The organism is Microbacterium sp. LjRoot45 (assembly GCF_964253325.1).
Lineage (GTDB): Bacteria > Actinomycetota > Actinomycetes > Actinomycetales > Microbacteriaceae > Microbacterium.
The window spans coordinates 399,213-412,684 of record NZ_CAXUQM020000001.1; the positions used below are offsets into that span (position 1 = coordinate 399,213).

9 protein-coding genes are annotated in these 13,472 nt (G+C 71.8%); 4 read left to right on the top strand and 5 right to left on the bottom strand.

Features of this window, described 5'->3' with window-relative positions:
• Positions 1-13: 13 nt before the first annotated feature.
• From treY to ACSQ18_RS01775, 3 genes are all read left to right on the top strand, one after another.
• Complete coding sequence (treY, locus tag ACSQ18_RS01765) at positions 14-2,530, top strand: malto-oligosyltrehalose synthase (protein WP_436035341.1); 2,517 nt, start codon at positions 14-16, stop codon at positions 2,528-2,530.
• Positions 2,527-4,302, top strand: a complete 1,776-nt coding sequence (gene treZ / locus ACSQ18_RS01770; protein WP_436035342.1) for a malto-oligosyltrehalose trehalohydrolase — start codon at positions 2,527-2,529, stop codon at positions 4,300-4,302. The genes treY and treZ overlap by 4 nt, the downstream gene beginning before the upstream one ends.
• A 63-nt stretch (positions 4,303-4,365) precedes the next feature.
• Entirely contained in the window at positions 4,366-5,220 is an 855-nt protein-coding gene (locus ACSQ18_RS01775; RefSeq protein WP_436035343.1) for a tryptophan-rich sensory protein, read from the top strand.
• Here the strand turns inward: ACSQ18_RS01775 and ACSQ18_RS01780 are convergent.
• Positions 5,189-6,217, bottom strand: a complete 1,029-nt coding sequence (locus ACSQ18_RS01780) for a LacI family DNA-binding transcriptional regulator (RefSeq protein WP_436035344.1) — start codon at positions 6,215-6,217, stop codon at positions 5,189-5,191. The genes ACSQ18_RS01775 and ACSQ18_RS01780 overlap by 32 nt on opposite strands.
• 71 nt (positions 6,218-6,288) lie before the next feature.
• On the opposite strand from ACSQ18_RS01780, the gene ACSQ18_RS01785 reads away from it, so the two are divergent.
• Entirely contained in the window at positions 6,289-7,806 is a 1,518-nt protein-coding gene (locus tag ACSQ18_RS01785) for an alpha-N-arabinofuranosidase (protein ID WP_436035345.1), read from the top strand.
• Between the two features lie 86 nt (positions 7,807-7,892).
• Here the strand turns inward: ACSQ18_RS01785 and ACSQ18_RS01790 are convergent, their stop codons facing one another.
• The 4 genes from ACSQ18_RS01790 to ACSQ18_RS01805 all read right to left on the bottom strand — a co-directional run bounded on the left by ACSQ18_RS01790 (position 7,893) and on the right by ACSQ18_RS01805 (position 13,429).
• Entirely contained in the window at positions 7,893-10,118 is a 2,226-nt protein-coding gene (locus ACSQ18_RS01790; protein ID WP_436038375.1) for a glycoside hydrolase family 3 N-terminal domain-containing protein, read from the bottom strand.
• Between the two features lie 88 nt (positions 10,119-10,206).
• Entirely contained in the window at positions 10,207-11,115 is a 909-nt protein-coding gene (locus ACSQ18_RS01795) for a carbohydrate ABC transporter permease (RefSeq protein WP_301039203.1), read from the bottom strand.
• Complete coding sequence (locus ACSQ18_RS01800) at positions 11,112-12,131, bottom strand: carbohydrate ABC transporter permease (protein ID WP_436035346.1); 1,020 nt, start codon at positions 12,129-12,131, stop codon at positions 11,112-11,114. Before ACSQ18_RS01800 ends, ACSQ18_RS01795 begins: the two co-directional genes overlap by 4 nt.
• An 8-nt stretch (positions 12,132-12,139) precedes the next feature.
• Entirely contained in the window at positions 12,140-13,429 is a 1,290-nt protein-coding gene (locus tag ACSQ18_RS01805; protein WP_144807041.1) for an ABC transporter substrate-binding protein, read from the bottom strand.
• Between the last annotated feature and the right edge of the window lie 43 nt (positions 13,430-13,472).

A 13,472-nucleotide genomic window follows, 5' to 3' on the forward strand; every position in this document is an offset into this window, starting at 1 on the left:
CCGGAGGTCCGCCATGACCCGCCGCCCCGTCTCCACCTACCGGCTGCAGATCCGGCCGTCGTTCGGACTCGACGACGCGGCGGACCTCGTGCCGTACCTGCGCGACCTCGGCGTCGACTGGGTGTACCTGTCGCCCATCCTGCACGCCGCGGACGGGTCCGATCACGGCTACGACGTCGTCGATCCGACGCGCGTCGACCCCGCGCGCGGCGGCTCGGAGGCGCTCGAGCGGTTCGCCGACGCGGCGCGGGCAGCGGGCCTCGGCATCCTCATCGACATCGTCCCCAACCACCAGGGCGTCGCCGACTCCCGGCGCAACCCGTGGTGGGCCGACCTGTTGCGTCACGGCTGGGCGTCGCCGTTCGCCGTCGCGTTCGACGTCGACGGCGGCCATGGTGACGGCCGGGTGCGCCTGCCCGTGCTCGGAGCCGACCTCGACGAGGCGGTCCGCGCCGGGGAGATCACGGTCGCACCCGGCTCTCCTGACGGGGTCGGTGCCCCGGAGGGCATCGGCGCTGCGGAGGGGATCGGCGCTGCGGAGGGCGACCCCGCGGCATCCGCTCCTCCGAACGGCGAATCTCCTCCGATCGGCTGGCAGGGCGTGGCCGGATACGCGCGCTACTACGACACGTTCCTGCCGTTGGCCGACGGCACGGCGCCCGAGCGCGAGACGACGGATGCCGACGAGGTCGCCGCCGTGCTGGCCCGCCAGCATTGGGAGCTCGTGCACTGGCGCTCCGAAGCCGACACCCTCAACTACCGCCGGTTCTTCACCATCACGACCCTCGCCGGGGTGCGGGTCGAACGTCCCGACGTCTTCGCGGCCAGCCACGTGGAGGTGCTGCGATGGTTCCGGGAAGGGCTGGCCGACGGCCTCCGGATCGACCACCCCGACGGACTCGCCGACCCCGGCGGTTATCTCGACGACCTGGCGCGCGCGGTGAGCGAGGCGACGGGCGACCCAGAGCCGCCCTATGTGGTGGTGGAGAAGATCCTCGAGCACGGCGAAGAGCTCCCCGCCTGGTGGGCGACCGACGGCACGACCGGCTACGACGCGATGGCGGAGATCGACCGGGTGCTCATCGACCCGCGCGGTGAGAAGCCGCTCGCGGCGCTCGACGCGGACCTCCGCGCCGCCACGGAGCTGCCGCCCTCGACGGGTTGGGCAGACCTCGTCCACTCGACCAAACGCACCGTCGCCGACACGGCCCAGGCCGCCGAGGTCGGCCGGCTCGTCCGCTGCCTGCCGGGCGGCATCCGCGACAGCCTCGGGGCCGACGTCGCGCGCGACGCGCTCGCCGAGCTGCTGACCGCCTTCCCCGTCTATCGTTCGTACCTGCCCGCCGGGCGTGAGCACGTGCGGCATGCCGCCGCGGAAGCGGCCGCGCGCCGCCCCGACCTCGCCCGGGCCATCGCGGCGATCGAACCCCTGATCGGTGATCCCGGCCTCGAACTCTCGCGGCGGTTCATGCAGACGACCGGGCCGGTCATGGCCAAGGGCGTCGAGGACGCCGCGTTCTACCGCGACACGCGCCTCGGCACCCTCACCGAGGTGGGCGGAGACCCGTCGGTGTTCTCGCTCGACGTCGAGGGGTTCCACGCGGCGGCGGGGCGCCGACAGTCCGCGTGGCCGGCGGCGATGACCGCCCTCACGACGCACGACACGAAGCGCAGCGAAGACGTGCGCGCGCGCCTGTCGGTGCTCGCGGAGGTCCCCGACCGGTGGGCGGCGGGCCTCACGCGGCTGCGCGAGATCGCGTCGACGGGGCACGGGCCCTTCGACGCCCTCGTCTGGCAGGCGATCGTGGGGGCGTGGCCCGCGGCATCCGAGCGCCTCCGCGCGTATGCGATCAAGGCGGCGCGCGAATCGGCCGAGCGCACGACGTGGGCCCAGCCCGACGACGACTTCGAGGCGCGGATCGACAACCTCGTCGCCGCCGCACACGGACGGGCCGTGGCGATCGTGAACGAGCTGGTCGCCGACATCGCCGCCGCCGGCCGCTCGAACGCTCTGTCGGCCAAGCTCCTCCAGCTGGCCGGGCCCGGCGTCCCCGACGTCTACCAGGGCACCGAGCTGTGGGATCACTCGCTCGTCGACCCCGACAATCGACGCGCCGTCGACTTCGCGTCGCGCCGGCGCCTCCTGGCCGAACTCGACGGCGGCATGCTGCCTCCCGTCGACGACAGCGGGGCCGCCAAGCTCCTGCTCGTGTCCCGCACGTTGCGGTTGCGTCGCCGCCGCCCCGACCTGTTCACCCGCTACACGCCGATGACCGTCGTCGGTGACGCCGCGGACCACGCGATCGCGTTCGACCGCGGCGGAGCGCTCGCCGTCGCCACGAGGCTTCCCGTCGGACTCGCCGCGCGCGGCGGCTGGGGCGACACGGTGCTGCTGCGACACAGCGGACCGACGGTGGAGATGCTCACCGGACGCGTGTTCGAGGGGGGCGAGCTCGCACTGGCGGAACTGCTCGACCTGTACCCCGTGGCGCTGCTGGCGCCCGTCGACGAACGCGAGGGAGCACGATGATCGAGGTGTGGGCGCCGCGAGCGGCGCGGGTGCGGTTGCGTCGTCCCGGAAGCGGCACCCCCGCGGATGCCGATGTCGACCTCACCGCGGGCGACGGCGGCTGGTGGCGGGCCGACGTCACGCTGACCGACGGGGAGGCCTACGGGTTCGTCCTGGGCGACGGTGACGCGCTCCGGCCCGACCCCCGGTCGCGGCGGCAACCCGACGGGGTGCACGCGGCATCCGCGTGGTACGACCCGACCGCCTTCGCGTGGACCGACGACGCGTGGACCGGACGGCCGCTGGCCGGCGGCCTCATCTACGAGCTGCACATCGGCACCTTCACGCCCGAGGGCACCTTCGACGCGGCCACCGAGCGGCTGCCGCACCTCGTGGAGCTCGGAGTCACCCACGTCGAGCTGCTGCCCGTCAACGCGTTCAACGGCAGCCACAACTGGGGCTACGACGGCGTGCTCTGGTACGCCGTGCAGGAGACCTACGGCGGCCCGGCCGGGCATCAGCGGTTCGTGGACGCGGCCCACCGGGCCGGACTCGCCGTCATCCAGGACGTCGTCTACAACCATCTCGGCCCGAGCGGCAACTACCTGCCGGAGTTCGGCCCGTACCTGCGCGACGGGCTCAGCAACACGTGGGGGTCGAGCGTCGACCTCGACGAGCCCGCCGTGCGCCGGTACATCATCGACAACGCGCTCGCCTGGATGCGCGACCATCACGTCGACGGACTGCGACTGGATGCCGTGCACGCGCTCTACGAGTCGCCCGCGAGCCCCGTGCACATCCTGCGCGAGCTCGCGGAGGAGACCGATGCCCTGAGTGCGCGGCTCGGTCGCCCGCTGACGCTCATCGCCGAGAGCGACCTCAACGATCCCGTGATGATCCTGCCGCGTGAGGCCGGGGGGCACGGGCTGGCCGCGCAGTGGGTCGACGACTGGCACCATGCCGTCCACGTCGCGGTGACGGGCGAGACGCAGGGGTATTACGCCGACTTCGCGGCGCTCGACGCGGTGCCCAAGACCTGGCGGGGCGGCTTCTTCCACGACGGCACGCACTCGTCGTTCCGCGGGCGCGACCACGGCGCGCCGCTGCCCGCCGACGTGCCGACGTGGCGGCTCGTGACCTTCGCACAGGACCACGACCAGATCGGCAACCGCGCCGCGGGCGATCGCCTCTCGGCATCCCTCTCGTACGGCCGGCTCGCGGTGACGGCCGTGCTGACGATGACGGCCCCCGGAACACCGATGCTGTTCATGGGGGAGGAGTGGGGCGCGTCGACGCCGTGGCAGTTCTTCACCTCGCACCCGGAGCCGGAGCTCGCGGAGGCGACGGCGCGGGGTCGGAAGGCCGAGTTCGCCGCGATGGGCTGGGACGAGTCGATCGTCCCCGACCCGAACGACCCGGCGACGTTCGCACGCTCCCGACTCGACTGGAGCGAACGCGACGAGGGCGACCACGCACGCCTCCTCGACCTCTACCGGCGCCTGGCCGCGCTGCGACGCGAGCGGCCCCAGCTCACCGACGCGCGCTCCGATACTCTCGGCGCGACGGCGGCCGAAGCGATCGGCGGACGGGTGTACGAGCTGGAGCGCGGCGACGCGCGGGTGCTCGTGAACCTCTCGGCGGTGCCGTGGGAGGTGCCGGTGCGCGCCGACGAGGTGGAGTGGCTCGCGACCGACGAGGTGCCGGTGCGGGATGGCCGTCGAGTGCTCCCGCCGGACACCGCCGTCGTGCTGGGCCCGCGGGAGGCGCGAGCGCTTCGGCCGCCGGAGCGTTAGCGGTGCGAGGGCGTCGTCGCAAGGGTCTGTCGAGCCGCGGCGGAGGCGCCTACGCTCGCTGTCATGAACCTCCGCTCTGACATCCTGCGCCAGGTGGCGGTGATCTCCGCGGTGTCGTTCATGATCGTCGCGGCGATGGTCGGCACCGGCTTCTTCGGCGGCACGAACGTGCGTGATCTGCAGGGCGGCGCGCTCGACGCGGATGCCACGGTGCTGGCGCCCGACCGTCCCGCCTTCGGCATCTGGTCGGTCATCTACGCCCTGCTCATCGCGTACGCCGTGTGGCAGGCGCTCCCCGGCCAGCGCGCTCGGCACCGCCAGCAGGCGGCGGGCTGGTGGATCGCGCTGACGGCCGTGCTCAACGGCGGCTGGCTGCTGGCCGCGCAGTTCACGACGCTCCCGGTCACGGTGCTCGCCATCGTGGTGCTGCTTGTCGCCCTCGGGGTGACGCTGCGCGTGCTCACACGCGTGCCGCAGCGGACCGTCGCCGATGTCGTCTTCATGGACCTCATGGTCGGCCTCCACCTCGGGTGGGTGGCGCTGGCGACCGTCGCGAACGTGACGGCGTGGCTCACCGCCGAGGTGGCCCCCGCGTCGTGGGCGGATGCCGCGGTGCCCGTCGCCGTGGCGGTGCTCGCCGTGGTCGCCGTCGTCGGCGCCGCGGTGGCGTGGGGCACGCGCGGTCGCCTCGCCCCGGCGCTCGCGATGGCCTGGGGTCTCACGTGGATCGGTGTCGCCCGCGCTACCGGTGAGCCCGCGTCGATGCCGATCGCGGTCGCGGCGTGGGTGGCGGCGGCGATCGTCCTTCTCGCTCCCGTGATCGTGTGGGCGACGGGACGCGGGCGCGGAGAGCTGCGCGGTCTCGGCGCGGAGCGACGCGACGGTCTCAGGCGGAGCCGCGCCGCACGAGTCGCGTAGGGAACTCGGCGTCGCCGGCCGCGACCGGTGCCCCGTCGACGATCGCGGCGGCGGTGCGTACCGCCGCCGCGGCCATCTCGCGGATGGGCTGACGCACCGTCGTGAGCGGCGGCGAGAGCCATGCCGCCGCGGGAATATCGTCGAAACCGACGACCAGCACGTCGCGTCCCACGACGAGTCCCGTGTCGGCGGCCGCCCGATACGCGCCGACGGCCATCTCGTCGGAGCACGCGAACACGCCCACCACGACGCCGTCGGCGGCGGCGCGGGCGAGCGCGGGTCGCGCCGCCTCCCGCGCCTGATCGGCGCCCCAGGAGGCGCGCACCCGTTCGACGGTCGGCAGACCCTCCGGACCAGTCGGACCGATGCTCCCGGCTGCCGTCAGGCCGCCGAGGAAGCCCGCCACCCGGTCTCGCCCGAACCGGTAGGACGGAGCGCCTTCGATGACGAGGATCCGCTGCACTCCCCGTTCGATCAGGAGTCGCGCCGCGTCTTGCACTCCGGTGGGATCGGTCGACCGCACGGACGGCAGCGGGTGCCGTGGCTCCCCGCGCGGGTCGAGAAGCACCACCGGGATGCCGGCTGCGCTGACGGCTGCGAGCTGCCGGTCGGTGGGCTGCAGGAGGCCGAGGATCGCGGCCGCCGGTCGCCGAGCGCGCAGGCGCTCGGGCCAGTCGTCGTCGGGGTCCTCGCGCTCGGCCGTCAGCACGAGGTCGAAGCCGAGGCGGGTGGACTCCGCGCGCGCGCCCGCGATCACCTCGTCGGCCCACGCGCCGTCGAAGTGCGACAGGACGAGATCGATGAGGGTGTCGGTGCGACGGGCCGGGCGACCGCGCGCCGTCTGTGCGCGCTCGTAGCCGACGCGCTGTGCTTCGCGGACGACGCGGCGGCGCGTATCGGGCGACATCTCGCCGGTGCCGCGTAACGCGCGGGATGCCGTGGCGACGCTCACTCCGCAGGCGGCCGCGACGGCGGCGAGAGTCGGGCGTGACGGCATCCTCTATTTTTGCGCAAAAGACTGGTGCCGGGCGACCCGGTTTGCGAGCGTGGGCGAGGGAAGGGAGTGCTATGACCACCGCGCACGCCGTCGTCGACCTGGACGTCACCGGAGACACCATCAGCCGGCATCTCTACGGACACTTCGCCGAGCATCTCGGCCGGTGCATCTACGGCGGCTTCTGGGTCGGGGAGGACTCCCCGATCCCGAACGTGCGCGGCATCCGCAGCGATGTCGTCGCGGCCCTCCGCGCGCTGCGCATCCCGAACCTGCGCTGGCCCGGCGGCTGCTTCGCCGACGAGTACCACTGGCGCGACGGCGTCGGCCCGCGACAGGACCGCCCGACGATGGTGAACACGCATTGGGGCGACGTCGTCGAGGACAACGCCTTCGGCACGCACGAGTTCATGGACCTGTGCGAGATGCTCGGCGCGGATGCGTACGTGAACGGCAACGTCGGCAGCGGCACGGTGCAGGAGATGAGCGAGTGGGTCGAGTACCTCACCCGTTCCGGCGACAGCCCCATGGCCCGCCTGCGCCGACAGAACGGGCGCGACGAGCCGTGGCAGGTCGCGTTCTGGGGCCTCGGGAACGAGGCCTGGGGATGCGGCGGCCACATGACCCCCGAGTACTACACGTCGCTCGCACGTCGCTACGCGACCTTCTGCCGCGACCACGACGGCAATCGACTGACGAGGATCGCGGCGGGCGCCGCCGACGCCGACGTGCGCTGGACCCACGCGCTCATGTCATCGGCCGTGTCGTCGAACACCCCCGACCCGCAACCCTCTCCGTATCAGGCCATCTCGTTCCACTACTACACGCATGCGGGAACGGGCATACAGCGGGAGTCGGCGACGGAGTTCGACCGCACGCAGTACTTCCGCACCGTCGCGCACGCGACCGGCGTCGAGCGGGTCATCTCGGCCCACGAGGCCGTGATGGACGCCTATGACCCCGAGCGACGCATCGGTCTCGTCTGCGACGAATGGGGCACCTGGTGGACCGTGGAGCCGGGCACCAACCCGGGCTTACTCTTCCAGCAGAACACGGTGCGCGACGCGCTGGTCGCCGGCATCCACTTCGACGCGTTCCACCGGCACGCCGCGCGGCTGCGGATGGCGAACATCGCGCAGACCCTCAACGTGCTGCAGGCGATGATCCTCACCGACGACGACGGCGGCCTCGTGCTCACCCCGACCTATCACGTATACGAGATGAACTCCCCGCACCACGATGCCGCCCTTGCGCCGTCGCACGTGATCGAGACGCCCGTCGTCGCCGTCGACGGCGACGAGTTGCCCCTCATCTCGCTGTCGGCCTCCACGCGGGAAGGCACCGGCCTCGTCTCGATCACCCACGTGGGCGTCGATGAGCCGATCGACCTCGCCGTCGACCTCCGGGGCCGCGCGGCGCGCGTCACGCGGGCGCGGGTGCTGACCGGCCCGGATGCCGCGGCGCACAACACGCCCGAGGCTCCCGCCGCCGTCGCCCCGGTGCCGCTGGCGGCCGCCGTCGACGCCGACGGCATCCTGCGGCTGACGCTGCCGCCGCACGCGTTCGCCACCGTGGAGCTCGCGCTCGACTGAGCCCGCCCCCCCGGTCGTTGAGCGAGCGCAGCGAGACGAAACGCAGAGCGCAGCGAGACGAAAGGCGTCCGCTTCCCCGGCTCGGCTCAGCGGCGCACGGCGACCGACGCGATGCGCGCGTCGGCGGGGGTCACCACGTGCACGGGGCCCGTGAGCGCGACGACCGTCTCGGCCTCCCGGGTCTCGCACGACGGTCCGACCCACAGCTCCATGTCGCCCGGCTCGACGATGCGGTGTCCGTCGCGGCCAGTGAAGGCGAACCGCGTCGGCGGCACGTCGAACGACACCGTCGCCTCTTCGCCCGCCTCGAGCGGGACGCGGGCGAAGGCGACGAGCTGGGCGACCGGACGCGTGACGCTCGCGAAGACGTCGCGCGCGTACAGCTGCACGACATCGGTGCCGGCGCGGTCGCCCGTGTTCCGCACGCGCACGCTCACGGTGAGCGGCGCGCCGGCCGCCGCCTCGGTCGGGGCGGTGATCTCGTCGTGCGTGAAGGTCGTGTACGACAGGCCATGGCCGAAGGGGAGCGCGGGTGTGCTGTCGGCGCTCGTGATCTCGTTCGGGCCGCCCAGGAACGGGTGGAGATACGTGTAGGGCTGCGCGCCGACGGAGCGCGGAAGGGAGACGGGGAGGCGTCCCGACGGGGAGACGCGGCCCGTCACGATGTCGACGAGCGCCGTGCCACCCTCCTCACCCGGGAAGAACGCCTGCAGCGCTGCCGCGACGGACCGCTCGCCGGTGAGTGCCCCGTCGATCGCGTAGGGCCTGCCGGAGAGCACGACGAGCACGACCGGGGTGCCGGTCGCCTGCACGCGCTCGATGAGCTCGCGCTGCACGCCCGGAAGCTCCAGCGACTCGGCGTCGTTCCCTTCGCCGACCGTGCCGCGGCCGAACAGGCCGGCGCGGTCGCCGACGACGACGAACGCGACGTCGGCACCGCGCGCGGCGGCCTCCGCCTCGTCGAAGCCCGACCGGTCGTCGCCCTCCACGTCGCACCCGTGTGCGCGCAGGACGCGATCCTCGCCGAGCGCGTCCGACAGGGCCGCGGCGAACGTCGGGATCTCGAACCCGAACGGCACTCCCGGGTGGTGGGCGAGCACGTGGTTGGCGAACGAGTAGCACCCCATGAGCGCTTCGGCGCTGTCGCCGTTGGGGCCGATCACCGCGACGCGTCCGGGCTCCCGCAGCGGCAGCGTGCCGTCGTTGGTGAGCAGCACGATCGAAGAGGCCGCGAGCTCCCGCGCCACCTCGCGGTGCGCGGGGGAGTCCAGGTCGACGGCGGTCGGTGCGTCGTCGAAGGTCGCGTCGAGGAGCCCCAGCTCGTCCTTCTGGGCCAGCACGCGCACGACCGCGCGGTCGATGATCTCGAGGTCGATGCCGCCGGAGCGCACGAGGTCGAGGAGGGGTCCCGCGAACGCATCGCCCGTCGGTAGTTCGACGTCGATGCCCGCTTCCAGCGCGAGCCGGGCGGCGTCACCGAGGTCGCGCGCCACCGCGTGCATCGTGTGGAGGAAGGCGACGGAGAAGTAGTCCGAGACGACCACGCCGTCGAACCCCCACTCCGCGCGCAGCAGATCGGTGAGGTAGGCGGGGGTGGCGGCCACCGGCATCCCGTCGATCTCGGCGTAGGAGTTCATGACCGAGCGCACCCCGCCGTCGCGCACGGCCATCTCGAACGGCGGCAGGAACACGTCGGCGAGCTCGCGGGGACCGGCGTGGACCGGCGCGTGGTTGCGACCGGCCTGCGACCCCGAGTACCCGACGAAGTGCTTCAGCGTCGCGTGGACGCCCGCGTCCTGCAGGCCGCGCACGTACGCCGTCCCGAGGACGCCGACCAGATACGGGTCCTCCCCGATGCACTCGTCGACCCGACCCCAGCGCGGGTCGCGGATGACGTCGAGCACGGGCGCCAGACCCTGATGGATGCCGAGGGCGCGCATCGACTCGCCGATCAGGCGCCCCATGCGGTCCACCAGGTCGGGATCGAACGCGGCGCCCCACGCGAGCGGCGTGGGGAAGGTCGCGGCCTTCCACGCCGCGAGGCCCGTCAGGCACTCCTCGTGGACGATCGCCGGGATGCCGAGGCGTGTCTCCTGCACGAGCCGGCGCTGCTCTCCCCAGAGCCACGCGGCACGCTCGATCGGATCGACCGGACGGGTGCCGTACACGCGCGTGAGATGGCCGATCCCGTGGGCCGAGGCATCCTCGTACCGGGTGGAGCTCGCCATCTCGCCGGCCATGGGCGCCACGAGGTCGTCGCCCTGGTCGACCCAGTAGCCCACGAGCTGGGCGAGCTTCTCCTCGATGCTCATGCGGGCCACGAGGTCGGCGACGCGGGTCGAGACGGCAGGGGTGGTCAGGGTCACGGTACGGAACTCCTTGAGGGGAAGGCGGGCGGGCTCAGCCCTTGACGGCGCCGGTGAGGCCGCCGACGATGCGGCGTTCGAACAGGCTGAAGAACACGAGGGCGGGGATCATCGACAGCGACGTGAAGGCGAGCACCTTGGCGGTGTCGACCGAGTACTGCGACGAGAACGCCTGCACCCCCAGGGGCAGCGTGTAGGTCGCCTCGTTGTTGAGGATGAAGAGGGGCAGCAGGTAGCTGTTCCAGCTCCCGATGAAGGCGAGGATGCCGACGGTGATGACGCCGGGCACCGACAGGGGCAGCACCATCCGCCAGAAGAAGCCCAGTCGGCTGCATCCGTCGATGAACGCCGCCTCCTGGATCTCGTCGGGGATCGCCCGCAGGAACGGGACGAGGATGATGATCGTCGTCGGCAGTGCGAATGCGATCTGGGGCAGGATGATGCCGCCCAGCGAGTTCATGAGGCCGAGGTCGCGGATGACGATGTACAGCGGGGTGATGGCGACCGTGATGGGGAACATCAGGCCCGCGGCGAACAGCGCGTACAGCGCGCCGCGCCCGCGGAAGCGGTAGCGGGCGATGACGTAGCTGGCCATGAGACCGAGGGCGACGACCCCCGCCGTGGTGGCGGTCGCCGCGATGACGGAGTTGAGCACCTGGCCCCAGAACTGCGGTCCGGTGAGCACCGTGAGGTAGTTCTCGATGTTCCACGGGTCGGGCCACCCCGCGGGGTCGACGGTGATCTGCGAGTTGGATCGGAAGCCACCGATGATGATGTACAGCACGGGCGCGAGCATCAGCGCGATCACGATGAGCGCCACGAAGTAGACGAGGGGATTGCCCCAGGGCAGCTTCTCCCTCGTGCGCCGGTGTCGCCCGCCGGTCACGAGAGCGACGGTGTCGGTGGAGGCGGCGGGGGATGCCGGTGCGGTGACGGAGGTCATCGGCCCTTCTTCCCTTCCGTGAGGGCGCCCTCGGTGTCGCGCCGGAGCACGAAGCGCTGGTAGATGAGGGCGACGATGAGCGAGATGACGAAGATGACGACGGCGACCGCGTTGCCGAAGCCGAAGTTGCCGGCGTTGCGGCCGTTGACGACCATGTAGGTCGCCATCGTCGAGGTGCCGGCGGTGGACGCGACGTACTGGCCCCAGATGATGTAGACGAGGTCGAACAGCTGCAGGGCGCCGATGATCGACAGGAACGCCCAGATGCGCAGCGTCGGTGCGAGCAGCGGCAGCGTGATGCGCCAATGGGTCTGCCAGTAGCCGGCGCCGTCGAGCGCGGCCGCCTCGTAGAGCTCCTCGGGAATGCCCTGGAGGCCGGCGAGGAAGAGGATGACGGCGAATCCGACGTACTTCCACGTGAGGATCGCCATGAGGGTCCAGATCGCGATCGACGGGTCGGAGATCCAGTCCTGCGTGAACGAGCCGAGGCCGAGGCCTTCCAGCATCCCGTTGAGCGCTCCCTGCGTCTGGAGCATGAGGCCGAAGCCCGTGCCGACGACGACTTCGGCGATGACGTACGGCACGAAGATGAGCACGCGGATGATCGACTGCCCGCGCATGCGGCGGTTCAGCAGGAGCGCGAGCAGCACCGCGACCGGACCCTGCAGGACGATCGAGGCGATCACGATGAACCCGTTGTGGCCGAGCGCCTCGAGGAAGGTCGGATCGGTGATGATCGTCAGGTAGTTCTGCAGTCCGACGAAGTCGGTGGGCGGGCCGTAGCCCTGCCAGCGGAAGAAGCCGTAGTAGGCCGCCATCGCGACGGGGAAGATGACGAAGCCGAGGAAGATCAGGAGCGCCGGTCCGACGAGGAGGGCGATCTCCAGCCGGCCGGTCCAGCCGATTCCTCGCGGACGGCGGCGCGGCGAGGGCGGGGGCGGCGTGTGGCCGCCCCCGCCGTGCTGCGCGAGATCCGTCTGCGGCGCGGGCGTCACAGATGTCTCGCTGAGGGTCATGATCGCGGTCAGCCCTTCTTGGCCGCGTCGGCGACCGACTGCATCATCTGCTCGGGCGTGCTCTTGCCTGCCAGGAGGTCGACGACGGCGACGTTGAGCGCGTTGCCGACGTTCTGTCCGAGCACCGTGTCGAGCCACTGCGAGACGAACGGCGCCTTGTTGTAGGCCTCGAGCACCTGCTTCAGGTAGTCCTCCTGCACGGCGCTCTGGGCGACCGTGTTGACCGGCGGGGCGCTGAAGGCCTCGTAGTACGCCTTCTGCTGGTCGGCGGAGGCGATGAAGTTGAGGAAGTCGGCGCACTCCTTCGGTGCCTTGGCCGAGCACGAGTATCCGTCGACGCCGCCCATCATCGAGCCGGGCTCACCGGCGCCGCCGGACAGCTCCGGGAAGGGGAACCAGGCGAGGTCGGGGAGCGGCTTCTCGTCGGGGGTGAGCGAGGCGATCACGCCCGGGTCCCACGCCCCCATGAGTTCCATCGCCGCCTTGTGGTTGGCGACGAGCCCGGCGGAGCTTCCCGCGCCCTGCTGTGCGGAGGTCGTGAGGAAGCCCTCGTTGAACGGCTCGATGGCGGCGAAGTCGGCGAGGTCCTGCGCGGCCTTCAGCCAGCAGGCGTCGCTGAAGTCCTTCGAGTCGCCGGTGGCCTCGATCGTGGCCGGGGCGCACTCGCGGAGCGCGAAGTTGTAGTACCAGTGGGCAGCGGGCCACGCGTCCTTCGCGCCGAGCGCGATCGGGGCGATCCCGGCGTCCTTGAGCGAGCCGACGACGCTCTTGAGCTCGTCCACGGTCGTGGGCGTCGCGGTGACGCCGGCCTCGTCGAACAGGTCGGAGGCGTACCAGAAGCCCGACGGCAGCACCGCCAGCGGCATGGCCCACACCTTGTCCTGGTAGGTCTCGGCCTTGAACGATCCCTCGGAGATCTCGCTGCGGGCCGTGTCGCTGATGAGGTCGGTCAGGTCCATGAGCTGGCCGGCCTGCACCATGGCGGTCATCTTGCCGCCGCCGCGCTGCAGGAAGATGTCGGGCGGGTCGCCCGCGTTGAGGGCCGTCTGGAGCTTGCCGTCCATGTCCTCGTTCTGCACGGACTGCATCTTGATGGTGACGTTGTCGTTCTCGGCCTCGAAGGCCGCGATCGCGTCTTTCCAGAACTGCTGGCCGGGTCCGGTGGTGGAGTTCTGCCAGAGGGTCATCTCGACCGGACCGCCCTCCGCCGTGGGTTCACCGCCTCCGCCGCAGGCGCTCAGCGCGAGTGAGCCGGCGACCAGGAGCGATGCTCCGGCCAGGATCTTGTGGGCTTTCATGTGATTCCTGTTCTCTTCGTCGAGTCGGCATCCCGGCGGTGCA